At 64.8% G+C, this 24,750-nt stretch carries 27 protein-coding genes; 16 read left to right on the forward strand and 11 right to left on the reverse strand.

Annotation, left to right across the window (positions count from 1 at the left end; genetic code table 11):
• Nucleotides 1–24: 24 nt before the first annotated feature.
• Nucleotides 25–1,248, reverse strand: coding sequence for a polyhydroxyalkanoate depolymerase (locus NR187_RS05455; RefSeq protein WP_256805935.1), 1,224 nt, complete (start codon nucleotides 1,246–1,248; stop codon nucleotides 25–27).
• A gap of 169 nt (nucleotides 1,249–1,417) precedes the next feature.
• Here NR187_RS05455 and NR187_RS05460 point away from each other — a divergent pair, with 169 nt between their 5' ends.
• Nucleotides 1,418–2,074, forward strand: coding sequence for a glutathione S-transferase family protein (locus NR187_RS05460; RefSeq protein WP_211384401.1), 657 nt, complete (start codon nucleotides 1,418–1,420; stop codon nucleotides 2,072–2,074).
• Nucleotides 2,075–2,353: 279 nt separating this feature from the next.
• Here the strand turns inward: NR187_RS05460 and NR187_RS05465 are convergent, their stop codons facing one another.
• Nucleotides 2,354–2,578, reverse strand: a complete 225-nt coding sequence (locus NR187_RS05465; RefSeq protein WP_211384402.1) for a hypothetical protein — start codon at nucleotides 2,576–2,578, stop codon at nucleotides 2,354–2,356.
• A gap of 183 nt (nucleotides 2,579–2,761) precedes the next feature.
• On the opposite strand from NR187_RS05465, the gene NR187_RS05470 reads away from it, so the two are divergent.
• Nucleotides 2,762–3,118 carry a hypothetical protein gene (locus NR187_RS05470; RefSeq protein WP_211384403.1) on the forward strand — a complete coding sequence of 119 codons (357 nt, stop codon included), beginning with the start codon at nucleotides 2,762–2,764 and terminating at the stop codon, nucleotides 3,116–3,118.
• Nucleotides 3,119–3,127: 9 nt separating this feature from the next.
• Here the strand turns inward: NR187_RS05470 and NR187_RS05475 are convergent, their stop codons facing one another.
• On the reverse strand, nucleotides 3,128–4,231 hold the full coding sequence (locus tag NR187_RS05475; protein WP_256805936.1) for a mandelate racemase/muconate lactonizing enzyme family protein: 1,104 nt from the start codon (nucleotides 4,229–4,231) through the stop codon (nucleotides 3,128–3,130).
• A 177-nt stretch (nucleotides 4,232–4,408) separates the two neighbouring features.
• Here NR187_RS05475 and NR187_RS05480 point away from each other — a divergent pair, with 177 nt between their 5' ends.
• The 5 genes from NR187_RS05480 (at nucleotide 4,409) to NR187_RS05500 (ending at nucleotide 9,120) form a co-directional block, all read left to right on the forward strand.
• The gene (locus NR187_RS05480; protein ID WP_211384405.1) at nucleotides 4,409–5,254 is read left to right on the forward strand and encodes an AraC family transcriptional regulator; all 846 of its coding nucleotides are present in this window, start codon (nucleotides 4,409–4,411) and stop codon (nucleotides 5,252–5,254) included.
• A 137-nt stretch (nucleotides 5,255–5,391) separates the two neighbouring features.
• Nucleotides 5,392–6,318 carry an SMP-30/gluconolactonase/LRE family protein gene (locus NR187_RS05485; RefSeq protein ID WP_211384406.1) on the forward strand — a complete coding sequence of 309 codons (927 nt, stop codon included), beginning with the start codon at nucleotides 5,392–5,394 and terminating at the stop codon, nucleotides 6,316–6,318.
• A 108-nt stretch (nucleotides 6,319–6,426) separates the two neighbouring features.
• Nucleotides 6,427–7,020: a GNAT family N-acetyltransferase gene (locus tag NR187_RS05490; RefSeq protein ID WP_211384407.1), complete on the forward strand. Its 594-nt coding sequence runs from the start codon at nucleotides 6,427–6,429 to the stop codon at nucleotides 7,018–7,020.
• A 111-nt stretch (nucleotides 7,021–7,131) separates the two neighbouring features.
• Nucleotides 7,132–8,778: a GMC family oxidoreductase gene (locus NR187_RS05495; protein WP_211384408.1), complete on the forward strand. Its 1,647-nt coding sequence runs from the start codon at nucleotides 7,132–7,134 to the stop codon at nucleotides 8,776–8,778.
• Between the two features lie 54 nt (nucleotides 8,779–8,832).
• Nucleotides 8,833–9,120: a hypothetical protein gene (locus NR187_RS05500; protein WP_211384409.1), complete on the forward strand. Its 288-nt coding sequence runs from the start codon at nucleotides 8,833–8,835 to the stop codon at nucleotides 9,118–9,120.
• Nucleotides 9,121–10,059: 939 nt separating this feature from the next.
• Here NR187_RS05500 and NR187_RS05505 read toward each other — a convergent pair.
• Together NR187_RS05505 and NR187_RS05510 are read right to left on the reverse strand one after the other, a co-directional pair.
• On the reverse strand, nucleotides 10,060–10,902 hold the full coding sequence (locus NR187_RS05505) for a MoxR family ATPase (RefSeq protein WP_211384410.1): 843 nt from the start codon (nucleotides 10,900–10,902) through the stop codon (nucleotides 10,060–10,062).
• 92 nt (nucleotides 10,903–10,994) lie between these two features.
• Entirely contained in the window at nucleotides 10,995–11,240 is a 246-nt protein-coding gene (locus NR187_RS05510) for a GlsB/YeaQ/YmgE family stress response membrane protein (protein WP_027519717.1), read from the reverse strand.
• Between the two features lie 123 nt (nucleotides 11,241–11,363).
• Between NR187_RS05510 and NR187_RS05515 the strand changes: the two genes are divergently transcribed.
• The 3 genes from NR187_RS05515 (at nucleotide 11,364) to sseA (ending at nucleotide 14,062) form a co-directional block, all read left to right on the forward strand.
• The gene (locus tag NR187_RS05515; RefSeq protein WP_256805937.1) at nucleotides 11,364–12,539 is read left to right on the forward strand and encodes a VWA domain-containing protein; all 1,176 of its coding nucleotides are present in this window, start codon (nucleotides 11,364–11,366) and stop codon (nucleotides 12,537–12,539) included.
• Between the two features lie 131 nt (nucleotides 12,540–12,670).
• Nucleotides 12,671–13,084 (forward strand): rhodanese-like domain-containing protein, encoded by a 414-nt coding sequence (locus NR187_RS05520; RefSeq protein ID WP_211384412.1) that lies wholly within the window; start codon nucleotides 12,671–12,673, stop codon nucleotides 13,082–13,084.
• 126 nt (nucleotides 13,085–13,210) lie between these two features.
• A complete protein-coding gene (gene sseA, locus NR187_RS05525) occupies nucleotides 13,211–14,062 on the forward strand; it encodes a 3-mercaptopyruvate sulfurtransferase (RefSeq protein WP_256805939.1) in 852 nt (283 codons plus the stop codon).
• Between the two features lie 2 nt (nucleotides 14,063–14,064).
• Here the strand turns inward: sseA and NR187_RS05530 are convergent, their stop codons facing one another.
• A complete protein-coding gene (locus NR187_RS05530; protein ID WP_256806207.1) occupies nucleotides 14,065–14,910 on the reverse strand; it encodes a hypothetical protein in 846 nt (281 codons plus the stop codon).
• A 368-nt stretch (nucleotides 14,911–15,278) separates the two neighbouring features.
• Here NR187_RS05530 and NR187_RS05535 point away from each other — a divergent pair, with 368 nt between their 5' ends.
• Nucleotides 15,279–16,466: a L,D-transpeptidase gene (locus NR187_RS05535; RefSeq protein WP_211384415.1), complete on the forward strand. Its 1,188-nt coding sequence runs from the start codon at nucleotides 15,279–15,281 to the stop codon at nucleotides 16,464–16,466.
• 722 nt (nucleotides 16,467–17,188) lie between these two features.
• Here NR187_RS05535 and NR187_RS05540 read toward each other — a convergent pair.
• Complete coding sequence (locus NR187_RS05540) at nucleotides 17,189–18,151, reverse strand: D-2-hydroxyacid dehydrogenase family protein (protein ID WP_211384416.1); 963 nt, start codon at nucleotides 18,149–18,151, stop codon at nucleotides 17,189–17,191.
• 130 nt (nucleotides 18,152–18,281) lie between these two features.
• Nucleotides 18,282–18,497 (reverse strand): hypothetical protein, encoded by a 216-nt coding sequence (locus NR187_RS05545; protein WP_018454129.1) that lies wholly within the window; start codon nucleotides 18,495–18,497, stop codon nucleotides 18,282–18,284.
• A gap of 232 nt (nucleotides 18,498–18,729) precedes the next feature.
• Here NR187_RS05545 and ettA point away from each other — a divergent pair, with 232 nt between their 5' ends.
• Both ettA and NR187_RS05555 read left to right on the forward strand, forming a co-directional pair.
• On the forward strand, nucleotides 18,730–20,379 hold the full coding sequence (gene ettA / locus NR187_RS05550) for an energy-dependent translational throttle protein EttA (protein WP_211384417.1): 1,650 nt from the start codon (nucleotides 18,730–18,732) through the stop codon (nucleotides 20,377–20,379).
• A 7-nt stretch (nucleotides 20,380–20,386) separates the two neighbouring features.
• Nucleotides 20,387–21,613 (forward strand): lytic murein transglycosylase, encoded by a 1,227-nt coding sequence (locus NR187_RS05555; protein ID WP_211384418.1) that lies wholly within the window; start codon nucleotides 20,387–20,389, stop codon nucleotides 21,611–21,613.
• 99 nt (nucleotides 21,614–21,712) lie between these two features.
• On the opposite strand, the gene NR187_RS05560 is transcribed toward NR187_RS05555, so the two are convergent.
• Together NR187_RS05560 and NR187_RS05565 are read right to left on the reverse strand one after the other, a co-directional pair.
• Nucleotides 21,713–21,997, reverse strand: coding sequence for a hypothetical protein (locus NR187_RS05560; protein WP_211384419.1), 285 nt, complete (start codon nucleotides 21,995–21,997; stop codon nucleotides 21,713–21,715).
• A 232-nt stretch (nucleotides 21,998–22,229) separates the two neighbouring features.
• Entirely contained in the window at nucleotides 22,230–22,568 is a 339-nt protein-coding gene (locus NR187_RS05565) for a hypothetical protein (protein WP_211384420.1), read from the reverse strand.
• A 131-nt stretch (nucleotides 22,569–22,699) separates the two neighbouring features.
• Here NR187_RS05565 and NR187_RS05570 point away from each other — a divergent pair, with 131 nt between their 5' ends.
• The 3 genes from NR187_RS05570 to bfr all read left to right on the forward strand — a co-directional run bounded on the left by NR187_RS05570 (nucleotide 22,700) and on the right by bfr (nucleotide 24,052).
• Nucleotides 22,700–22,996 carry a hypothetical protein gene (locus NR187_RS05570; RefSeq protein ID WP_256806208.1) on the forward strand — a complete coding sequence of 99 codons (297 nt, stop codon included), beginning with the start codon at nucleotides 22,700–22,702 and terminating at the stop codon, nucleotides 22,994–22,996.
• 161 nt (nucleotides 22,997–23,157) lie between these two features.
• Entirely contained in the window at nucleotides 23,158–23,430 is a 273-nt protein-coding gene (locus NR187_RS05575) for a bacterioferritin-associated ferredoxin (RefSeq protein WP_195802814.1), read from the forward strand.
• Between the two features lie 133 nt (nucleotides 23,431–23,563).
• Nucleotides 23,564–24,052: a bacterioferritin gene (bfr, locus tag NR187_RS05580; RefSeq protein ID WP_011089420.1), complete on the forward strand. Its 489-nt coding sequence runs from the start codon at nucleotides 23,564–23,566 to the stop codon at nucleotides 24,050–24,052.
• A 70-nt stretch (nucleotides 24,053–24,122) separates the two neighbouring features.
• On the opposite strand, the gene NR187_RS05585 is transcribed toward bfr, so the two are convergent.
• The gene (locus NR187_RS05585) at nucleotides 24,123–24,725 is read right to left on the reverse strand and encodes an MSMEG_1061 family FMN-dependent PPOX-type flavoprotein (RefSeq protein WP_211384421.1); all 603 of its coding nucleotides are present in this window, start codon (nucleotides 24,723–24,725) and stop codon (nucleotides 24,123–24,125) included.
• Nucleotides 24,726–24,750: the final 25 nt, after the last annotated feature.

Genomic DNA, 24,750 nt, shown 5'->3' on the forward strand with positions numbered 1-24,750 from the left:
CGATCCTGCTGAAGGAATCCGGTCTTACGAATTCACGTGCACGAAATCCCGCAGCAGCGGGTAGATCTCGTTATTCCAGCGCTTGCCGGAGAACACGCCGTAATGGCCGACGCCGGCCTGCATGTGGTGGACGCGACGATAGGCGCGCACGCCGGTGCAGAGGTCTTGCGCCGCCAGCGTCTGGCCGATCGAGCAGATGTCGTCCTTCTCGCCCTCGACCGTCATCAGCCCCATGCGGCTGACGGCCTTGGTGTTCACCGGACGTCCGCGATGCATCAGCTTGCCCTGGGGCAGGAGATGCTCCTGGAAAACGTCGCGCACGGTCTCGATGTAGAACTCGGCCGGCAGGTCCATCACGGCGAAATATTCGTCGTAGAAGGTCTTGATGCTGGCCGCCTTCTCCTTCTCGCCCTTGGCGATGTGGTCGGCGAGATCCATGTGCTGCTTGATGTGGCGCTCGAGATTCATCGAGACGAAGGCGGTGAGCTGCACGAAGCCCGGATAGACCTTTCGCAGCGCGCCGCGGCACTGCACCGGCACGTAGTTGATCAGGTTCTGCTCGAACCAGTCGATCGGCCTGCTCTTGGCGAACTCGTTGACCCTGGTCGGCTGGATGCGCGTGTCGATCGGCCCCGCCATCAGCGTCAGCGTCGCGGGCCGCGAGGGATGGTTGCCCTCGCACATGATCGCGGCGGCCGCGAGCGCGGAGACCGAGGGCTGGCAGATCGCGACCATGTGCGGGCGCGGACCCAATTGACCGAGGAAGTCGATCAGATGCTCGGTGTAGTCGTCGAGGCCGAAGCGGCCCTCGCTGCGGGGAATGTCGCGCGGGTTGTGCCAGTCGGTGATGTAGACGTCGTGGTCCTGGAGCAGCGTCTTCACGGTGCCGCGCAGTAGCGTCGCGAAGTGTCCGGACATCGGCGCCACCAGCAGCATGCGCGGCTGCTCGCCCACGCCCTCCTTCCTGAAATGCAGCAGCGAGCCGAATGGCGTCGCGTAGGCGATCTCCTCGGTGACGGCGACCTCGCGATTTCCGACCATGACGCTGTCGATGCCATAGGCCGGGCGATGATAGGTGAGGGTGGAGCGCGAGATCAGCTCCAGCGCCGCCGAGAGCCGGCCAACGACCTGATCCGACAGGCCCTGCGGCACCAGATGGAGGAATTTGAGCGCGGAGGACGCCCCCGCCCGCCACGGCGCCGTCAGGTCCATTTGGTTCTGAAACGCCTGATAATACATCGACATCATACTGGAGTGCCCACCTGTCCCATGTTGCCATGCAATATCGAAGCCAGACCTGAGTCAAATCGCCCGGAAAACTGGCACGTGGCTTGCTGCTGAACGGGTGGGAAGCACAGGTAATGGGCACGCCGCGGGCCGGACGGAGTGCCGGTATCAGGCGTGAGGGAAGGGCCAAATGGCGAAGGCGACACTGACCATCAGCAGCAAGAACTACTCGTCCTGGTCGCTGCGTGGCTGGCTGCTGACGAAATTTTCCGGGCTCGATTTCGAGGAGATCGTCACCGCGCCGGACGACGCGTCGGCGCGCGCCGAAATCCTGCTGCTGTCGTCGTCGATCCTGGTGCCGTGCCTGCGGCACGACGGCGCCACCGTCTGGGACACTCTGGCGATCGCCGAATATCTCAACGAGGCGATGCCGGATGCCGGCCTGGTGCCTGATGACCGCGTCCAGCGCGCACATTGCCGCTCGATCTGCGGCGAAATCCATTCCGGCTTCACCACGCTGCGCGCCTCGCTGCCGGTGAACCTGAAGGGACATTTCCCCGGCTTCAAGATCTGGTCGCGCGCGCAGGCCGACATCGATCGCGTCTGGGCGATCTGGCGCGACTGCCTGGAGAAGTCGGGCGGTCCCTTCCTGTTCGGCGAGAGGCGCACCATGGCGGATGCGATGTACGCCCCCGTGGTGACGCGCTTCGTGACTTATGACGTCAAGCTCGAGCCGCTTCTGAAGGCGTATGCCGACACCATCATGGCCATGCCCGAGATGAAGGAATGGATCGCGGCGGCAAAGGAAGAGCCGGCCGAGATCGAGGAGCTCGAGGTCGAATATTAGGCAGGCCTGGCGCCGTCCTGCCTGTTTTGGGAGCGGGGCCCTCGCCGCTCCAACCAGGGGCCATGTCATTGAAGTCGTTAACTTTCGGCGTCGGATCCGGCGCGGGCCTGCTCACGCGCTGCGCAGATATTGTATGCGCGCACCGGCGCGTTGCGACATCTAGCCGTGAACAGGCGTGGACACTGTCTTACGGCTGATTCGGACGTGATTCGTTCGGGCCGCGTTCCGAAGGTTAAGGCGGAGCGCGGCTCCGTTGCATTTTGACACAAACCCTGACGTTCAGGCCGCGCCCGAATGCTTCGAGCGCGGCACGCGCCAGCCGATCACGGTTGCTTCGACCGCGACGCCGGCGGTGTGGTTTTGCCAGCGTCCTTCGACATAGCGGCAGGCGAACGGCAGTTGATACGTTCCGCTGTGGTCTTCGCACAGCACTTCGACTGCAAGGCCGGGCGGCGGTTCTCCGGCGCCGTCGAATTCCGCCAGTCGTCTGTCGCGCGTTGCCATTCCAAAAATCTCCCCTAAACAAAGCCGCGGAAGGAGTGCCCACTTCCTCCGCATGCGGATCATTGCTCCCCGTCCGAGGGAACAGGCCAAGCTCAACGCGAGAATGCGGTACGAGTGTGGTAGCCTCCGGCGACCGCGCGCAAAAAGCGCACATTGCCGTGATTGAATCGACGAGGAACCTGCATGCTGCTTCGAAGCGCCGGCGTCTGTGTCGCGATGTTGCTGCTCGCCATGCTGGCGATTGCGCCGGTCCGCGCGCAGGACGTGCCCGGCATCGAGATCTGCACCGTCGAGAAGACCATGGAGCGGCGCACCAGCTGCCTCCAGAGCAACGTCGATTTCCTCCAGAAGACGATCACGAAGCTCAACCTCGATCACCAGCAGAAGCTGGATGCCGCGGCTCGCCAGATCGACGCGTTGAAGGTGACGGTTGCCGGCTTGCAGAAGACGCTCGGCGATCTCCAGGCCGCGCAGGCGAAGGTCGCCGAGGACGTGAAGAAGAAGCAGGACGCGCCGCCGCCGAAGGACGCGGCGAAATAGGCGCCGCGCTCACGCGACGCGATATCGCTCCATCACGCTGCGGTCGGGCTCATAGCCGAGCCCAACTCCAGTCGGCACCGCGACATGGCCGGTGGCATCGACATCGGCGCGGCCGCCCCAGAGGCAGGCCTCGCGCTTGAGATAGAACATCTCGACGAGGCCGTCGTCACGCGTCGCCAGCAGATGGAGCGTCGCGAGCAGACCCGGACCGAAATACGGGGAGTGCGGAACGACCTTGACGCCGAGCCCATCTGCGAGCGCCGCAACCTTCAGAAATTCCGTGATGCCGCCGACCTTGATCACCGACGGCTGGGCGTGGCTGACCGCGCCCGCATCCATCATCTGGCGGAATTGATATTCCGTGCAGGCGTTCTCGCCGGCGGCGACGCCGAGCCCGCCCTTGCTGCGGACCTCGGCGAGCGCTGCAAAATCCTCCGGCGGCCAGACCGGCTCCTCCAGGAACATCGGCTGCGCGTCCCGGCATGTCCTGGCGAACGCGATCGCCTGCTCGCCTGACAGCGGGCAGTTCATGTCCACCATCAGCGGAATTCCGGGCCCGATCGCTTCGCGCGCGGCAAACACCGCCGGTGCCGTGGTCTCGTGCAGCTTGATGGCGCCATAGCCGAGCGCACGCGCCTTCCTGCATTCGGCGGCGATGTTGTCGGGCGAGCCGATCCGCAACAGGCTCGCATAGGCCGGAATGGCCGGGCGCCTTGTCTCGCCGAGCAGGCGGTGCACCGGTACGCCCCTGATCCTGGCGGCAAGGTCCCACAGCGCGATGTCGAGTCCGGAGATCGCAAACATGGTGATTCCATAGCGGCCGAACAGATGCAGATTGCGCTGGATCTGCTCCATCACCGCGGGAATGCCGGCGGCATCGGGTACCTCCAAGCCGCGGGCCTGCGGTGCGATCATCTCCTCGACGGCGCTGCGCGTGGTGCGGGGACAGACATAGGCGAAGGCATCGCCCCAGCCGGTCAACCCGGCGTCGGTGGTGACCTCGACGATCACCATGTCGAGGGCGGTGATGGCGGAGGCGCCCTGGCGGAAGCTCGCGACACCGGCATCATAGGGGATGCGGATATGGTGCGCCCGCACATCGGTGATCTTCATGACGCGGTTCCTCCTGCTTTCTTGTGAGCGGTTTCAAGGACGCACCGAGTGTAGCCGTGAACGCCCGGACGTTGCCAGTGGCTGTTCCGGCGTTATCCTCTCGCAGGACCGCAACGCCGATCAAGCGAAGCAAGCGGGCTTTCGTGCATCCTGGTCACGCTTCGAACGAGAACCACCATGAACCCAGCCCAGCGCGCGCTCTGGTACATCGAGAGCCATCTGGCCGAGCCGATGACGCTCGACGAGATCGCCGCGGTTTCAGGCGTGTCGCGGTTCCACATCGTGCGCGCGTTTGCCGCAGCCACTGGCTATCCCGTGATGCGTTACGTTCGCGCGCGGCGGCTGACCGAGGCGGCGCGCAGCCTCGCGAACGGCGCGCCGGACATCCTGTCGCTGGCGCTGGAGGCGGACTACGGCTCGCACGAAGCATTCACCCGCGCGTTCCGCGACCAGTTTGGCACCACACCCGAAGCGGTGCGGGCCGCGACATGCGTCAGCCATCTCAAGCTACAGGAGCCGATCCTCATGGATTCCACCATGCTCGATCATCTCGCCCCGCCGCGTTTCGAAACCACAAGCGCCTTCCTCGTCGCAGGCATCGACGAGCGCATCTCCTGCGACAACGGCGCGGCCATTCCCGGACTGTGGCAGCGCTTCCATCAGGAGGTCGCCGACATCCCCGCGGGCATCGGCCAAGGGAAAGATCAAGTCGCCTATGGCGTCTGCTGCAACGGCGATGATGCCGGCAATTTCGACTACATTGCCGGCGTCGAGGTCGCCGATTTCTCCGACCTGCCGCGCCGGTTCGGTCGCATCCGCATTCCCGAGCAGCGCTATGCGGTGTTCACCCATACCGAGCACGTCGCCTCGATCCGCCGCACCGTCAACACGATCTGGAATCAATGGCTGCCGGCGTCCGGGCTGAGAGCCGCCGATGCGCCGAACTTCGAGCGCTATGACGAAAAATTCGATCCTGCCACCGGCAACGGCGGCTTCGAGATCTGGGTGCCGGTGACGGAGTAGGACTGCAACGCTGGCATACCATCCCGCTTGCTTGGCAAGGCGGACCTGTTTTGCCATAACCGCAGGCAAATCTTGCGTGTGGGGCCCGTGCCGGACATCCCGTGCAAGTCATAACAAGCAGCCGGGAGGGTCACCACATGTCCAACGTCCGCGTTCTCGCCACCGACCTCGAATTTCCCGAAGGGCCGGTCGTGATGCCGGACGGCTCGGTTGTGCTGGTGGAAATCCGCGGCCAGCGCCTGACCCGTGTTTATCCCGACGGGCGGAAGGAGATCGTCGCCAAGGTGCCGGGCGGGCCGAACGGCGCGGCCCTCGGCCCCGACGGCAAGATCTACATCTGCAACAATGGCGGCTTCTCCTGGATCCCGACCGGCAAGATGATCATGCCGGGACCACAGCCGGACGATTATCTTGGCGGCTCGATCCAGCGCGTCGACCTGCAATCCGGCAAGGTCGAGACCGTCGTGACCAAATGCGGCGAGCACGATCTGCGCGGGCCGAACGATCTGGTGTTCGACAGGCACGGCGGCCTCTGGTTCTCCGATCTTGGCAAGCGTCGTCCACGCGAGATGGACGTCGGCGGCATGTACTATCTCAAGCCCGGCATGACCGAGATCGTCGAAGTCGTGCACGGTGTGCTGCCGGCCAATGGCATCGGCCTGTCGCCGGATGAAAACACCGTCTATATCGCGGAAACGCCGACGGGCCGGCTCTGGGCCTACGAGCTCTCCGCGCCCGGCACGCTCAAGCCGCGCGAGGTGATCTATCGCGGCGAGCGGGGCAAGCCGATCTGCGGCCTCGGCGGCTACCAGATGTTCGACTCGCTCGCGGTCGAAGCGAACGGCAATGTCTGCGTCGCCACCCTCGTTTCCGGCTGCATCTCGGTGATCGCGCCGGATGGTACCCTGGTCGAGCAGGTCCCGACCGGCGACCGCGTCACCACCAACATCGCCTTCGGCGGCCCCGAGCTGAAGACCGCTTACATCACGCTGTCCGGCAAGGGCGAGCTGATCGCCATGGACTGGCCGCGCGGCGGTTTGCCGTTGAATTTTTTGAACAAGTGAGCCAAGCCGTCATTGCGAGGAGCGAAGCGACGAAGCAATCCAGGCTGCCGCCGCGGTAAGATTCTGGATTGCTTCGCTTCGCTCGCAATGACGTAAGGAGACTTCAAAATGCCCTGGCCTGATCCCATCACCCTGCGCGGACAGCACGCCCGTCTCGAGCCGCTGTCGCATCAGCATCGCGAGGGGCTGGTCGAGGCCGTGAAGGACGGCGAGCTCTCGAAGCTCTGGTACACCGCGATTCCCCTGCCTGAGAACATGGGCAAGGAGATCGACCGCCGCTTAGGGCTGCAGGCCGCGGGCTCGATGCTGCCGTTCACCGTGTTCGACGCCGGCGGCAATATCGTCGGCATGACGACCTACATGAACATCGACGCCGCCAACCGCCGCGTCGAAATCGGCTCGACCTGGTACGGCAAGAGCGCGCAGCGCGGCCCGCTCAACACGCAGTGCAAGCTCCTGCTGCTGCGCCACGCCTTCGAGACGTTGGACTGCATCGCGGTCGAATTCCGTACCCACTTCTTCAATCACCAGAGCCGCCGCGCCATCGAGCGCCTCGGTGCCAAGCAGGACGGCATTCTGCGCAGCCACCAGGTCACGCCGAACGGCACGCTGCGCGACACCGTGGTTTACAGCATCACCGCCGCCGAATGGCCGACGGTGCGGACGCATCTCGAATATCAACTCAACGAAAAGCCGCGCTAGAGATGATGTGCACCGGATTGGCCGCGCGCTCGATCACCTCTCCCATAGGGAGAGGTGTCGGCCCGCGCCGCTGCAATTCACTCAATTTCACGACACGCTGGGGACGGACGAATGGACAGATTTGATTATGTGATCGTCGGTGCGGGCTCCGCCGGTTGCGTGCTCACCAGCCGGCTGAGCGAAGATCCCGGCACCAGCGTTTGCGTGCTCGAGGCCGGGCCCAGCGACTGGCATCCCTACATCCATCTGCCGGCGGGCTTCATCAAGACCTTCCACATGAAGAGCATCAACTGGGCCTACCAGCAGGAGGTCGGGCCCTGGACCGGCGGGCGCAGCATCTACGCGCCGCGCGGCAAGACGCTCGGCGGCTCGTCCTCGATCAACGGCCACATCTACAACCGCGGCCAGCGGATGGATTTCGACACCTGGGCGCAGATGGGCAATCGCGGCTGGGGCTATGCCGACGTGCTGCCCTACTTCAAGCGGCTGGAGAAGCGGGTCGGCGAGGGCGACAACACCTTCCGCGGCCGCGACGGCAAGCTCACGGTCACGACCATGGAGTGGCGCGATCCGCTCTGCGAAGCCTTCATGGAAGGCGCGGTCTCGCTCGGCATTCCCCGCAACCCCGATTACAACGGCGCGAAGCAGGAAGGCGTCTCCTACTGCCAGCGCACCATCGACAACGGCCTGCGCGTCTCCGGTTCGACCGCCTTCCTCAAGCCCGCGATGAAACGGCCGAACGTGCATGTGCACACGCACGCGCACGCGACCGAGATCATCTTCGAGGGCAAGCGCGCCGTCGGCGTGCGCTACATGAAGGGCGGCCGCAATGGCACGCCGGTCGAGGTGCGCGCCAACAAGGAAGTGATCCTCTCCGGCGGCACCTATAATTCGCCGCAGCTTTTGCAGCTCTCCGGAATCGGCTCGCCGGACCTGCTCCAGGCCCACGGCATTGCCGTGCGCCATGCGCTGCCCGTCGGCGAAGGCCTTCAGGATCACTACGCGCCGCGCACGGTCGCACGCGTCAAGGATATCAAGACCATCAACGAGCTGCGCCGCGGCCTCTCGCTCTGGATCGAGGCGCTGAAATGGGCGACCACGCGCCGCGGCCTGCTGTCGCTGTCGCCGACCATGGTCTATTGCTTCTGGCACTCCGGCGAGAGCGCCGACTCTTCCGACCTCCAGCTTACCTTCACGCCGGCAAGCTACAAGGAAGGCGTGCAGGGCCAGCTCGAGGACGAGCCCGGCATGACGGTCGCGTCCTGGCAGCAGCGCCCGGAAAGCCGCGGCTATGTCCGCATCCGCTCCAGTGATCCCTTCGCGCCGCCGATCATCCAGACCAACTATCTCGACGCCGAGCTCGACCGCCGTGTCATCGTCGGCGGCATGAAGCTCGCGCGGCGCCTGCTGAAGAGTGCGCCGCTGTCGCCCTATTACGCCTACGAGGATTTCCCCGGTCCCAACATCAATACCGACGACGAGTTTCTGGCCGCTGCCACCGAACGCGGCACCACCACCTTCCACCCAGGCTGCACCTGCCGCATGGGCCCGGCGGATTCGAGCTGGGCGGTGGTCGACGACCAGCTCCGCGTCCACGGCCTGGAGGGCCTCCGCGTCATCGATGCTTCGGTGATGCCGCGCATGATCTCGGCCAACCTCAACGCCTCGACAATGATGATCGCGGATCGCGCGTCGGACCTCATCCGCGGCAAGCAGCCGATGGAAGCGGCGCGGATTCCGGATGCCGCGGTGGCGTGATATTTCGTAGGGTGGGTTGCGCTTGACGGCCAAGCCGCCCTACGAGCTCCGTTCATGGAAACGCGGCAAATGCCCCAAATCAACGATGAGCGGCAATCTGTTGGCCAGATCGCCATCTGCGCGATCGTCTTTCTCTGTACCGCCATTCCGATTGGTTTGCTGTTGCGGGTAGGGTGGCGGGATTGGACCCTGTTGGTCGGTGCCTGGGCGGCAGTGTACTTCATGGGTGGAGTGCGATGGTTTCCTTGGGGCACCCCAGTTCGAAAGGCGTTTTCAACCGGTGTGTTTGTTGGCACGGTGCTTCCAGCTCTTGAGTGGGTCTCGACGTTGCAGACCCCGTAGCCCGGATGGAGCGCAGCGCAATCCGGGACGGCCCGTCGTTTGTGGCACGATCCCGGATTACGCTTGTGCTCCATCCGGGCTACTGGATCTCGTTGCCCGTCGGCCAAAACACCCCTCACCCCCGTCAATCCCTTCCCTCAAAAATATTCCACTTTGCCGAAATTCGGAATTGCGTCATAACCCAAAACAGCCCGGCCCACGAAGAGGGGCGGTTCGCGAGTCGTTCGAAACGCGGGCCGGGTTGCGGTGGACGCGGCAGCGTCGTGCGCGAGAGGCGCGGGCAGGGCGGGTAGTCCCTGTGAGCCCGAGGCTTCGTGCGGACGAGCGGCGCCGAAGTCCGGCGAAGCCTCATGGCGAAGCCGGATGAGCTGCGTACGGCAAAACCGTGTGGTCCTGGCCGTCGTTGCTACGGTCAAGCCTTTGCGGAGATGTGCGCGAGCCCAACCGGGTGGACGGCATCGTCAATTCGCAGGGCGAGGGAGGCCAGCAGGAACTCGGCTCCCGGGAGAGCATGGCATAAGCCGTCCGACCACTGCGCAGGGAAGGCCGTGTGTTTGGCTTCACCTGTATGCCGCTGTGCAGTTTTTCTGCGTGTGCTTTCGCACAGCGGACCGTGGGTGCCAGCCGGCACCCGGCCTTCCCTGCGCCCTCTTTCTTTGGGGGGGCGACGGACAGAGCAAAGCTCGGGCGAAATGCGCCGCGAGGATGCGAAGGTTTGTCTGCGATTGCGATGCGGGTTGGAGAAGCAGCGATGCCCCTTGCTCCGTCATTGCGAGCGCAGCGAAGCAATCCAGTCTGCTTCCGCGGAGGGATTCTGGATTGCTTCGCGGCGCTCGCAATGCCGAGGTGGAGGGGGCATGCGCCCACACCTCGCTCTCGCGCCCCGGACGCAGCGCAACGCTCCTTCAGCGGTGCGCTGCAGAGCCGGGACCCAGAAGCCTAAACTTCCCGCCTGCTCAAGAACGCCAGCCGCTCGAACAGGTGCACGTCCTGCTCGTTCTTGAGCAGCGCGCCGTGCAGCGGCGGGATCAGCTTGCGCGGGTCGCGCTCGCGCAATTGCTCGACGCTCATGTCTTCGTTGAGCAGGAGCTTGAGCCAGTCGAGCAGCTCGGAGGTCGAGGGCTTCTTCTTCAGGCCGGGCACCTCGCGCACCTCGAAGAAGATGCGCAGCGCTTCCTCGACGAGGCGCTTCTTGATGCCGGGGAAGTGGACGTCGACGATGCGGCCCATCGTGTCGGCGTCGGGAAACTTGATGTAGTGGAAGAAGCAGCGGCGCAGGAAGGCGTCCGGCAGCTCCTTCTCGTTGTTGGAGGTGATCATCATGATCGGGCGCTGCTTGGCCTTGATCGTTTCGCCGGTCTCGTAGACATGGAATTCCATGCGGTCGAGCTCGAGCAGCAGGTCGTTGGGGAATTCGATGTCGGCCTTGTCGATCTCGTCGATCAGCAGCACCGGGCGCTGCTCGGCGGCGAAGGCGTCCCACAGCTTGCCGCGCTTGATGTAGTTCCTGATGTCCGACACACGCGCATCGCCGAGCTGGCTGTCGCGCAGGCGCGACACCGCGTCGTATTCGTAGAGGCCCTGCTGCGCCTTGGTGGTGGACTTGATGTGCCAGGTCAGCAGCGGCGCGTTCAGCGCCTTCGCCACTTCCTCCGCCAGCACCGTCTTGCCGGTGCCGGGCTCGCCCTTGATGAGGAGCGGACGCTCCAGCACGATCGAGGCATTGACGGCGACCTTGAGATCGTCGGTCGCTACATAGTCCTTGGTGCCGGTAAATTTCATTGCGCGTCCTTGTTGGTCGTCGGCCGGGGCTCGCCCCGGTCGCGACATGGGAACGGCCGCACGCGGCGGCCGTTCCTGGTTCGGTCAGGCTTTCAGACCCGTTTTATCAGCGAAAGGATGACGAGCACAATCACCGCGCCGATGGTGGCGTCCACGATGGCGCCGACCGTGCCGGTTGCGAGCTGGATGTGCAGCTGGGGCAGAACCCAGCTTGCCACGAGTGCGCCGATGATGCCGACGACGATGTTGCCGATCAGCCCAAATCCCGCCCCATGGACAATCTTGCCGGCAAGCCAGCCGGCGATCGCGCCGATGATCAGCGCTGCGAGAATTCCCATTGCAAACGTCCCCCAAACAACCCCGTGAGGCCGCCAATTCTAGAGCAAAAAGCCTCCCGGTCCAGCGCCGAGCAGTGGCCGCCGCCCCTTGACGTCCGCCACCCGACGGGCAATCTGTCACCCATGTTCCTGCAATTCTTCACTTCTCTGCGCGACGCGCAGGTCCCCGTGACGCTGCGCGAATACCTCACGCTGGTGGAGGCGCTCGACGCCGATCTGGCGGATTATTCGGTCGAGAATTTCTACTATCTGTCGCGCACCGCGCTGGTGAAGGACGAACGCAATCTCGACAAGTTCGACCGCGTCTTCGGCACCGTGTTCAAGGGGCTGGAAAGCCTGCTCGATGCCATGGAGGGGGCCGAGATCCCCGAGGAGTGGCTGAAGAAGCTCGCCGAGAAATACCTGACGGACGAGGAGAAGAAGCAGATCGAGGCCATGGGCTGGGACAAGCTCATGGAGACCCTGAAGAAGCGCCTCGAGGAGCAGAAGGGCCGCCACCAGGGCGGCTCGAAATGGATCGGCACGGCAGGCACCTCGCCGTTCGGCGCCCACGGCTACAATCCCGAAGGCGTCCGCATCGGCCAGGAGAAGAACCGCAACAACCGCGCCGTGAAGGTGTGGGACAAGCGCGAGTTCAAGGATCTCGACGGCAATGTCGAGCTCGGCATCCGCAACATCAAGGTGGTGCTGCGCCGCCTGCGCAAGTTTGCGCGCACCGGCGCGCCCGACGAGCTCGATCTCGACACCACCATCCGCGAGACCGCCAATCACGGCTATCTCGACGTGCACATGCGTCCCGAGCGGCGCAATGCGGTGAAGCTTCTGGTGTTCTTCGACATCGGCGGCTCGATGGACGCGCATATCGAGCAGGTCGAGGAGCTGTTCTCGGCGGCGAAGAGCGAGTTCAAGCACATGGAGTATTTCTACTTCCACAATTGCCTCTATGAAGGCGTGTGGAAGCAGAACAAGCGCCGCTTCACCGACCGTACCCCGACCTGGGACGTGCTGCACAAATATCCTCACGACTACAAGATCGTGTTCGTCGGCGACGCCTCGATGTCGCCTTACGAGATCATGGTGCCCGGCGGTTCGGTCGAGCACGTCAACGAGGAGCCCGGCTCGGTCTGGCTCGACCGCATCATCCGCACCTATCCGCATTCGGTGTGGCTGAACCCGGTGCAGCAGAAGCACTGGGACTATTCGGAATCGACCACCATCATCAAACGCATCTTCGCCAACCGCATGTACCCGATCACGATCGAAGGTCTGGAAGGCGCGATGAAGGAATTGACGCACTAGCCACACACGCCGTCATTCCGGGGCTTGCGCAGCGAGAACCCGGAATCCATCGGGCGGCAGTGTCAGTGGAGGAATGGATTCCGGGCTCGCGACTGCGTCGCGCCCCGGAATGACGAGAAGAGGAGAACCACGTGCCCCAGACCATCACCCGCGGCATCAAGGCGCTGATCGACGAGGCCAATGCCGAGATCGAGACGCTCACAGCGAAGGATGCGATCGAGATATCCAAGAACGGCGACGTCGTCATCGTCGACATCCGCGATCCGCGCGAGATCGAGCGCGACGGCCGCATCCCCGGCGCGTTCGCCTGCACCCGCGGCATGCTCGAATTCTGGATCGATCCGCAGAGCCCCTATGCCAAGCCGGTGTTCCAGGAAGACAAGAAGTTCGTGTTCCACTGCGCCGGCGGCCTGCGCTCCGCACTTGCCGCCAAGACTGCCCAGGACATGGGCCTGAAGCCCGTCGCTCACATCGCCGGAGGCTACGCCGCCTGGCGTGACGCCGGCGGACCGGTGCAGCAATGGGAGCCGAAGAAGAAGGGGTGAGGGGGCTCGCTCCGTCATTCCGGGGCGCGCGCAGCGCGAGCCCGGAATCCATTCATCCACCAACACCGCCGCGCGATGGATTCCGGGCTCGCCCTCCGGGCGCCACGGAATGACAAGGAAACACCGATGGCCACCGATCCCCTCGTCTCCACCGAATGGCTCGCCGCCCACATCAACGACGCCAACGTCAAGGTGCTCGACGCCAACTTCAAGCTGCCGGGCGTGCTGCCTCTGCCGAAGGACGACTATCTCGCCGCGCATCTGCCGGGCGCGGCGTTCTTCGACGTCGATGCGGTGTCCGATCATTCCAACCCGCTGCCGCATATGTATCCGAGCGCCGAGCAGTTCGGCCGTGACGTCGGCAATCTCGGCATCTCGAATGCCGACACCGTCGTGCTCTACGATGCCGGCGGCTGGGTCGCAGCGCCGCGCGCGTGGTGGATGTTCCTGTCCTATGGCCACGCCAACGTGCGCATCCTCAATGGCGGCCTGAAGAAGTGGCGCGCCGAAGCGCGCGCCGTGGAGAGCGGCGAGGTCAAGCCGAAGCCGGCGAGCTTCAAGGCGAGTTATGATGCGAAGCGTGTGCGCAGCATGCAGCAACTGGTCGCCAACGTCGAAAGCCGTGCCGAGCAGGTGATCGATGCGCGCGCTGCCGACCGTTTCGAGGGCCGTGCGCCGGAACCGCGGCTGGGCATCCGCTCCGGTCACATCCCCGGCGCCCGCAACGTGCCCTACAATCAGCTGTTCGATGCCGCGACCGGAACGATGAAGCCGCTCGACGATCTCCGCGCTGCGTTCACCGACGCCGGCGTCCAGCTCGACGCCCCGATCGTGACGAGCTGCGGCTCGGGCGTGTCGGCCGGCGTGCTGACGCTCGCGCTCTATCGCCTCGGCATCACCGACACCGCGCTCTATGACGGCTCATGGTCGGAATGGGGCCAGGAAAAAGGCCCGCCGGTCGCGACCGGGCCGGCGTGAGATTATTGCCGCGCGCGCGTGGTCGTTGCGGCGAGCGTCGGCTGCGGCCGTCCGAACGGATCGAGCTGCTGAACCGGCGGCGGTGGGCGCCGTACGACGCGGCGGCGCTTCTTCACCTTATGCGCCCGCGGCTTGGCCGCCTTGCTCTCCGGCGTGCTGCTGCCGGTCTTGACCTTCGCCGGCGGATCCTTCCAGGCCGTGGTCGCGGGATCGTTCAGTACGGCCATCTTGTCCGAGGTGATGTCGCGTGCCGATGAGGCAAGGGCGGCACTGGGGTCGGCCGCCGCCGGCGCGCTGGCGGCCGCGGCAGGCTTGGTCTCGGGGATCGACGCCGCGGTATCGGCCGGTGTGAGCGTGTCGGCGGGAGCCGGCGCAGCAGCGTCCGTTGTCTTCTCGGGCTCGGTCGTCTGGGGCTCGGACGTCTCGGCCTTGGTCGTCTCGGGCCTGATCATCTCGGGCTTGATCGTCTCGGGATTGGCCGGCTCGGCGGCCGGGACCTCAGCCGGAGCCACAATGACTTGCGGCTGGACGTCGGTCCCGGTCGTCACCGTGGCCACCTGTTCGGGCTCGCTCAACGGCAGTGCGATGGTCGGCACCTGGTCGCGCAGCGATGGCGACGGCGTCGGCTCAGCGGCCGCCTCCGGCTCGGCGCGGAGGACCGCGAGCACAGGCTGGGCGGGCTCGGGAGCTTGCGCAAACACCTTCTCCTGCGGGCCGTTCCGCCAGGAGGGGTTGCTGACATACTGCTCATGGCTCGCCCGCAGCAGCGCGGCGGCGCCCAGGCCGAACACCAGGATGGAGGCTGACAGCAGGATCGCGGCAAACAGGAAGCGAAAGCCGGGAAGCATCGAGAAATTGCGAATTTCCGCCCCGGCGGCGACGTGCCAGGGCCCATGAGCCATCTGAACGCGGTGACGATACTGATTGCCGCGTTCGCCACGCAGGGATTCTGAGCTCAAAGCGGTGGCGAATCAGGCTTATTCGAACATAGCGCAACGATTCCGCGCCGTTCCGTAAAAACCGAGCCGAAAACTCCGCCGATTTGCCGCAGGAGATGATTTTCGCCCCGTGATGCAACGGGGCAACGGTAGTGTTGCGGATCACAAATCGGCAAGTCCGGCGCAAATAAGCCCGATATGTCTTGAATGTGCCGCTATCTTCGGTCATCTGGCCGTTAACGGTCCGGACGGGGCCCGGGGACTATACAAGAGCGATGATGATCAAACATTTTCTGACGATATGCGCTGCCGCAACAGTCGCTGCGGCGGGAACCTCGCTCGCACAGGCTCAGAGCTATCCGGTCCAGCAGGCGCCGAGCTATGGGGCGCCGGCTGAATACCGCCCCGGCGACCGCGCCCCGAATTTCGACGCGCTGGAAGATGACGACGATGCGATGCCGCAGGCTGCGTTGCCGCCGCCCGGCCCGGTCGACGATCCGCGTTACGGCCGTCCGGCCGGCCCTCCGGTCTATTCGGCGGCCCCGCCGCAGGGGCCGGTGATGTCGCCGGATGATCCGCGTTATGGCCGTCCGGCTGGTCCCCCGGTCTACTCGGCGGCGCCGTCACAGGGCCCCGTGATGTCACCCGATGATCCCCGCTATGGCCGTCCCGCCGGACCGCCCGCGGTGATCTATGCCGATCGCCCGGGCCAGGCACCCGGCGGCGACGGCCTGCGCCCGCCGGAGGCCGTCGGTGGTCCCGCAGCGACTGGAGCGGTTCAGGCGCAGCCCCCCGTGGGCAACGATGGCCGGCCGATGGCGATCGCTTCGCTGCCGCCCGAGGAGCAGCCCGACGCTGCGCCGGCGCAGCTGGCGCCGAACCTGCGCCGCCAGGAAGTTTCGCTGGCGACCAAGGAGCCGGCTGGAACGCTCATCGTCGATACCCCGAACACCTACCTCTATTACGTGCTCGGCAACGGCCGGGCGATCCGCTACGGCGTCCGCGTCGGCCGCGATGGTTTCACCTGGACCGGCGTGCAGAAGATTACCCGCAAGGCCGAGTGGCCGGATTGGCATCCGCCGACGGAAATGATCGAGCGCCAGCCCTATCTGCCGCGCTTCATGGCCGGCGGCCCCGGCAATCCGCTCGGCGCGCGCGCGATGTATCTCGGATCGACGGTCTACCGTATTCACGGCACCAACCAGCCCTCGACGATCGGCAAGTTCGTCTCGTCCGGCTGCATCGGCATGCTGAACGAGGACGTCTCGGATCTGTTTGATCGGGTCAAGGTCGGAACCCGCGTGGTGGTGCTGCCGGGTGGCCCGCCGCCGGGAACGGCGACCGCTTCCGCTGCGCCGACGCCGGGTGCTGCCGGGCCGGCTCCGATGGCTGCCCAGGCTGGCCCCGTCCCGGGTACCCAGCCGACGGTGGTGCCGCCGCTGCCAGCGCCGGTCACCGTGCGCTAACCTCGCGTGGAACAATTGGATTGATTGCGGCGCGTGTGCCTCGGCCACGCGCCGCAAATGTTTGTGGCGCTGACGATGACCGGCGAGTGTGTTCGCCGGGGTGAATCCCGGCACGCGTCGACTACCTCACGGAAGAATTGCGACGACGTGAGGAGCACAGGATGCGAATCTTTGTTGCAGGCGCGACCGGTGCGATCGGTCGCCATCTGGTTGCCATGCTCATCGCCAAGGGACACACGGTCGTCGGCTCCACGCGAGCCACGGAAAAGGCCGGGATGCTCATGGCATTGGGGGCCGAACCCGTTGTCGCCGATGGCCTCGACCAGCTGCACCACCGGCGCGTGCCGCTGATCGGCGATGGCGGTGGTTACTGGTCGTTCACTCACACCGAAGATGCCGCGTCTGCCACCGTCGCCGCAGTCGAGCGCGGCCGTCCGGGCAACATCTACAACATCGTCGACGACCACCCGGCACAGGTCAGGGAATGGCTGCCGGCGCTGGCCGAGTTGCTGGGTGCCAAGCCGCCGCTTCACGTGCCGGCATGGCTCGGTCGGTTGTTGGCCGGCGAGCATATGGTCTCGATGATGACGCGTGCGCGGGGCTTCCAACGCCAAGGCCAGGCGCGAACTGGATTGGCTCCCGGCTCATACCTCCTGGCGCGACGGTTTCGCCGACGTGGCAAGGCAGCCCGTCAGCCAGCGCTCCGCCGCGTAGCCGACCGTCTAGGCCAGCTTCCGCGGCAGCTCGCCGCCCTTGGTCCAGGCATCGATCGCCTCGACCATCTGGCCGTAATGGATGCGCAGGCCGTCCTCGGTCGCGTAGCCGAGATGCGGCGTCAGCACGAGGTTGTCGAGCTTGCGGAACGGATGGTCCGTCGGCAACGGCTCGACCGAGAACACGTCGATGCCGGCGCCCGCGATCTTCTTCTGCTGCAAGGCCTCGAGCAGCGCCTGCTCGTCCACGATCGGCCCGCGCGCGGTGTTGACGAGGAAGGCCGTCGGCTTCATCCGCGCGAGATCGGCACGGCCGACCAGTCCGCGCGAACGCTCGCTCAGCACCACATGGATGGTGATGATATCGGCCTTGGCGAACAGCTCTTCCTTGCTGGCATAGCCGACGCCGGCGTCCTTGCACTTCTCCGGCGTGAGGTTCGGGCTCCATGCGATCACGTTCATGCCGAACGCTTTCGCAATGCCCGCCATCTTGCTGCCGAGCTTGCCGAGCCCGACGATGCCGAGCGTCATTCCCTCGATCTCGACGCCGGCAAAGGCCTGCCAGGGCGCGCCCGCATGCATGCGGGCGTTCTCGCGGCCGATGCCGCGGGTCAGCTCCAGGATCAGGCCCATGGTGAGCGGCGCGGTGGGGTCGCGGGAATATTGCGTGCCGCCGATCGTGACGCCCCGCGCCTTCGCGGCCTCCATGTCGATCGAGGCATTGCGCATGCCTGACGTCAGCAGCAGCTTCAGCTTGGGGAGCGACGCGAACAGGCTCTTGGGGAATGCCGTACGCTCGCGCATGGCGCAGATGATGTCGACGTCGGCGAGCGCGCTGGCCGCGGCTTGCTCGGAGGCGAAGGGATGGCTGAACACGGTGACATCGACCCGGTCGGACAGGCTTTGCCAATCGGCAACGTCGAGGGCGAGGTTGAAATAGTCGTCCAGAATTGCACAGCGCAGCCGCGTCATCAGCGTTCATCCATGGCAAGGGGCGATGGCACCGGCGGGAGCGCCATCATCGGAACCCGGCCATGGTTGCGCGCAATCACACCTGCGCGCAAGCCGCCGACATTTCAAAAATCCGCTAGGGAAGAAGGGTTCAGAGGTCGCGGGGCTTGAGCCGGAACGGCGCATTCATGCCGTGCTTGGCGCGCCAGGCCGGGCCGGGGCCGCGCATGTAATGCAGTTCGGGCCGGTAAGGGTTGAAAGCGGTGGCGAAGAAGCGCTTCCAGAAGCCCTTGATCTCCGAGGCGAACGCGGAGGCGCTGCCGGCTTCTGCCGGAACGGGAAGGGAATTGGTCTCGATCATGGCCATGACGCTGTCTCGCTGTGCTCCCGTTCATTCTGAGCGGGTGGCGCTGTTTCCGCGCGAAACCAAGCTTTGGCCTGATTTATTAAAAGAAGGTTTCAATTGTCCGGATCGGCGGCGGGATGGTGTCCGTCCCGTATTCATCCGTGGTGAACGGAGGGAAAACATTGCCCTTTGGGGGCGGGATCGCTACATCGGCGGCAAGCAAATTTCCTCAAATCGAAGGTTTTCGGGACCGATGGCGCGCCAGTTCATCTATTTCATGCAGGGCCTGACCAAGAGCTATCCGACCCGGAAGGTGCTCGACAACATCCATCTGAGCTTCTACCCGGACGCCAAGATCGGCGTGCTCGGCGTCAACGGCTCGGGCAAGTCGACGCTGCTCAAGATCATGGCCGGCCTCGACAAGGAGTATAATGGCGAGGCCTGGGTCGCCCAGGGCGCCCGCGTCGGCTATCTCGAACAGGAACCGCACCTCGATGCCAGCTTGTCCGTGCGCGAGAACGTCATGCTGGGCGTCGCCAAACAGAAGGCCATCCTCGATCGCTACAACGAGCTGGCGATGAACTATTCCGAGGAGACGGCCGACGAGATGACCAAGCTGCAGGACGAGATCGAGGCCCAGGGCCTCTGGGATCTCGACAGCAAGGTCGATCAGGCCATGGACGCACTGCGTTGTCCGCCCGACGATGCCGACGTGACGAAACTGTCCGGCGGTGAGCGCCGTCGCGTCGCGCTGTGCAAGCTGCTGCTCGACCAGCCCGAACTCCTGCTGCTCGACGAGCCCACCAACCATCTCGACGCGGAGTCGGTGTCATGGCTGGAAGGACATCTGCGCAATTATCCCGGCGCGATCCTGATCGTCACCCATGATCGCTACTTCCTCGACAACGTCACGAGCTGGATCCTCGAGCTCGACCGCGGCAAGGGGATTCCCTACGAGGGCAATTACTCGTCCTGGCTGGTGCAGAAGCAGAAGCGGCTCGAGCAGGAGGGACGCGAGGACGCCGCGCACCTGAAGACGCTGGCCCGCGAGCAGGAGTGGGTCGCCTCGTCGCCGAAGGCGCGTCAGGCCAAGTCCAAGGCGCGTTACCAGCGCTACGAGGATCTGCTCAAGCAGGCCAGCGAGAAGCAGACCCAGACTGCGCAGATCATCATTCCCGTCGCCGAGCGGCTCGGTGCCAACGTGGTCGATTTCGAAGGCCTCAGCAAAGGCTTTGGCGATCGCCTGCTGATCGACGATCTCACCTTCAAGCTGCCGCCCGGCGGCATCGTCGGCGTGATCGGCCCCAACGGCGCCGGCAAGACCACGCTGTTCAAGATGATCACCAAGCAGGAAGCGCCGGACAAGGGCACCATCACAGTCGGCGAGACCGTGCATCTCGGCTATGTCGACCAGTCGCGCGACGCGCTCGACGGCAGCAAGAACGTCTGGGAGGAGATCTCCGGCGGCAACGAGCTGATCCTGCTCGGCAAGAAGGAAGTGAACTCGCGCGGCTATTGCTCGGCCTTCAACTTCAAGGGCGCCGACCAGCAGAAGAAGGTCGGCGCGCTATCGGGCGGTGAACGCAACCGCGTGCATCTCGCCAAGATGTTGAAGTCCGGCGCCAACGTTCTGCTGCTCGACGAACCGACCAACGACCTCGACGTCGACACCCTGCGTGCGCTCGAAGAGGCGCTGGAGGATTTCGCCGGCTGCGCCGTCATCATCAGCCATGATCGCTGGTTCCTCGACCGCATCGCGACCCATATCCTGGCCTTCGAAGGCGACAGCCACGTCGAATGGTTCGAAGGCAACTTCCAGGACTACGAGAAGGACAAGATGCGCCGGCTCGGCCAGGACAGCATCATTCCGCACCGCGTGAAGTACAAGAAGCTGACGCGGTGATCCGGGCATGATGCGGCGGATGCTCATCGCTGCGGTGATCGTGATCACCTGCGGATGGTCGTCCGCCCGCGCCGCCGATGCCGCTTTCACGCAATTCATCGCCTCGCTCTGGCCGGAGGCGCAGGCCGCCGGCGTGTCGCGTGCGACGTTCGAGCGAGAGACGCGCGGGCTCGAGCCCGATTACAAGCTGCCTGATCTGATTTTGCCGGGACGGCCCGCGACGGGTGCGCCGTCGCAGGCCGAGTTCGTTCAGGTGCCGGCTGACTACGTCAAGGAAGCCTCGATCGCGCGGCTTGCGGGTGAGGGACAGCGGCTGATGCAAAAATATCGTCCGGCGCTGACGGAGATCGAGAGAAACTCCGGTGTGCCTGCGTCCGTCATGCTCGCGATCTGGGGTCGCGAGACCGATTACGGCCGCTACACGCTGCCTTACGACCTCGTGCGCGTGCTGGCGACGCAGGCCTATGTCGGCCGCCGCAAGGACACCTATCGCAACGAGTTCATCCTCTCGCTGAAGATCCTCGGCGAGGGCGCGGTGACGCGCAAGGACATGCGCTCGTCCTGGGCCGGTGCCACCGGGCTCACGCAGTTCCTGCCGTCGGAATATTACAAGCACGGCGTCGATTTCGACCGCGACGGCCGTATCGACATCTGGCACTCGGTGCCGGATGCGCTGGCATCGGCCGCACAGCAGCTCGTCAACAAGGGCTGGCAGAACGGCGTGCGTTGGGCCTACGAGGTGCAGGCGCCGGCGAAGGTCGATTGCACCGCCGGCGTGCCCGAGGTGACGAAGCCGATCGGCCAGTGGCTGCGCGAAGGCTTTGTGCCGGTCCGTGGACAAAAGCTCAGCGCCGCCGAGCAGGCGCAGCCGGCCTCGCTGCTCCAGCCGGAAGGCATCTACGGTCCGTCATTCCTGACCACGAAGAACTACTTCGTCATCAAGGAATACAATTTCTCCGACCTCTATGTGCTGTTCGTCGGCCATCTCAGTGACAGCATGACCAGCCCGTTGCCGTTCGCGACGGCCTGGTCGGCCTCCAAGCAGTTGCGCACCAAGGACGTCGAGACCATGCAGCGCGGGCTCACGCGCGTCGGGCTCTACAAGGACAAGATCGACGGCAAGGCCGGCATGCAGACGCGCGCCGCGCTCGGCGCCTATCAGAAGTCGGCAGGTCTCAAGGTCGATTGCTGGCCGAGCGAAGAGGTGCTGCGCTCGATCCAGGCGGCGCGGTAGCGACGCAGCTCTTCGCCAAAGAAAAAAGCCCGGCCGATGGTTTCGGCCGGGCTTCGATCGCGGCGCGGAGGCGCCTGACGATCAGATCTTGCGATCAGATCAATAGCAAACGCGAACCGGGCGAACGACCCAGCCATAGCCGTCCCAATAGCGCTGGCGCTGCCAATAGCAGGGCGGGGGCGGCGGGCCGGGCTCGGCCACGTAAACCGGACCACCATAGGCCGGACGGCTCGACGCGATGGCGCCGCCGACGATCGCGCCGCCGATCAGGCCGGCCGCGATGCCGACACCGACGCCGTCACGGGCCTGGGCGGACGGCGTGGCGGTCACCAGCGAACCGGCGATCGTCGCAACCGTGAGGGCGGCAACTAAAGTCTTCTTCATGCTCTTGGCTCTCCTGAGAGGTGGACGCTCCTTGTTAGAAGCGCCCGGGGTTCAAAGGTTCACGCAGACTCTGATGGGATTGGCCTTGCAGCTAGGAAGCGCGCAAATGGTCAATCCGCGGTAAACGCACACGGAGCTGTGACGAGAAAAAGCGGTCTTTTTCAGGCCCCGAGATGAACGGCGCATCCGTAGTGAACCGGACCAGCAAGCGGTTTAAGCGGTTCAAGTCGCCTCAGCCACAGACTCTGACGCGGCGGACGCGCCAGCCATAGCCGTCCCAGAAGCGCTGCTTCTGCCAGACGCAGCCGTTGCCGTAATAGTCGTCGGCGACATAGCCGGGACCCGGCGCGTAATAGCGGGGCGGGTAGTAGCCGGGGCCATAGCCCGGACCATATCCATAGGCGGGACCGGGTCCGTAATAATACGGAGAAGCCAGCGCCCCGCCGACAATGGCACCGCCGATGATTCCGGCGGCCACGCCCGCAGCGACGCCGCGCTGCGCGTGGGCTGGCGTTACGGCCGTCAGGGCCAGGGTGGCGACGGCAGCGACCGCCAGGAGCGACTTCTTCATTGGCTTGACCTCTTCATACGCGGAACTCTTTGGGGACCAGAGTTCCATACTTCGTTTGAATGATCAATGAACGGCACCTTTGCCGGGTGCGACCAAATAATATGGATCGGGCACTCCGCCAGGCGGGGATGATGGGCAATACGATGATGAATGCTTTGATCGCCGCCGGGATCGCGTTCGCGATCGGCTACGGCTGGTTCACCCACCTCCAGAACCGCGTCCGGCGCTCCCGCGCTGCGACCGGTGGCGATGGGGGAAGCAGCGAGAGCTATTCGGGAACCAGCGACGGCTTCTCGCTTGGAAGCTGGTTCTCCAGCGACAGTTCGGGAAGCTCGACCGACGGCGGCAGCTGTTCCACGAGCGATGGCGGCAGCAGTGGCGGGGATTGCGGAGGTGGCGACGGTGGGGGAGGCGGTGGCGGCGACTAGGTCCTCCGCAATCTTGATCCAGCGCAACTCGCTATTTTAGAGCCGTTCTAGGCTGTTTCCGGGCTAGTTTGGAATAGCTTCAAATTCCGGTTTTTCCTTTTGCATCCGGGCGGCCCCTTAAATATCGATGATGGCGCATCACCGAAGGGCCTTCCGCTTCCATGATCGTTTGTTCCTGTAACGTGCTGAGCGATGATGACATCCGCGCCGCCGTCGCCGAGTCCGACGACGCCGTGCGCCATGCCAAGCAGATCTACGGGTGCCTCGGCTGCAGCGCCGAATGCGGCCGCTGTGCGCGGACGATCAAGACCATCATCGACGAGGCGCTCGGCCCCTGTGCCAAGTCTTGCTGCTCCGGCTGCCCGCACAGCCACACGGTAGCAGCCAACGACGAGACGGCTGAGCCTGCCCAGTTCGCCCTCGCGGCCTGCTGAAATCTTCCGCCCCTCGGCTGAGCTTTTCCCCCGGCTGCGTCCCCGTAGCCGGTTGCTCCCATCTTTAAACTCATTTAGAAGCGTTCTAAATTCGGTTTAGAGCCGATTTGGACTGCAAGAGCTGGAGTGAACCATGCAGGGCGACGCAAAAGTTATCGACTATCTCAACAAGGCACTGCGTCACGAACTGACTGCGATCAACCAGTACTGGCTGCACTACCGCTTTCTCGACAATTGGGGCCTCCTCGACATGGCCAAGGTCTGGCGCAAGGAGTCCATCGAGGAAATGGAGCACGCCGACAAGCTCACCGCGCGCATCCTGTTCTTCGACGGCTTCCCGAACATGCAGGTGCTCGATCCCCTGCGCATCGGCCAGAACGTCAAGGAGATCATCGAGTGCGACCTCGCCGCCGAGATGAGCGCGCGGGCCCTGTACCAGGAAGCGGCGACTTACTGCCACGGCGTCAAGGACTACGTCACGCGTGACCTGTTCGAGAAGCTGATGAGCGACGAGGAGCATCACATCGACTTCCTCGAAACCCAGCTCGACCTGATCGGCCGCATCGGCCTCGAACTCTACACCCAGAAGCACGTCGGCGGGCTCGAGGGCGAGGGGCACTGAGCCCTGAGGTCGCCACACACTCCCGTATCGTCCCGGCCTCGCCGGCACGACACAAAGCTGGCTGCGCCGCCTACAGCTGCGCCTTGTAGCGCCCTTCCACGATCTCCTGACTGTCCGGCTCGCCGAGGCTGGTCTGGTCGTGGATGATTTCGGTGATGCTCGGCATCACCGAGCGCGGCACCTTCTCCGGGGACCATAGCTTCGAGCGCATCAGCGCCTTGCCGCAGTGGAAATAGACTTCGCTGACGGCGACGTTCAGCACCGCGCGCGGCGGCTTGCCGAACTCCACCATCGAGGCGAGCAGGTCCGGATCGGCCGACAGCGTGCCGCGTCCGCCGACCCGCAGCGTCTCGTCGATGCCGGGCACGAAGAACAACAAATGTACGAAGCCCGAGCCTTCGACGACGTTGCGAAAACTGTCGATCCGGTTGTTGCCGGAGCGGTCGGGCATCAGCAACTGGTTGGGGCCGGCGACGTGGACGAAGCCGATGCCGCCGCCGCGCGGCGACGCGTCCACGCTGCCATCGGTGCCAGAGGTCGCGAGCACGCAGAACGGCGACATCTCGATGAATTTCTTCGCATGCGCATCTATCGCGGGACGCGCTTTGGCGATCACGCGCGGGCTCGGCTTGGCATAGATGGTGGCGAGGTCTTCGGCGCAAAGATCAGTCACGAAGGTCTCCCTGATTGGAGGCTCG

The organism is Bradyrhizobium sp. Bra64, assembly GCF_024519875.1.
GTDB classification, from domain to species: Bacteria; Pseudomonadota; Alphaproteobacteria; order Rhizobiales; family Xanthobacteraceae; genus Bradyrhizobium; species Bradyrhizobium japonicum_G.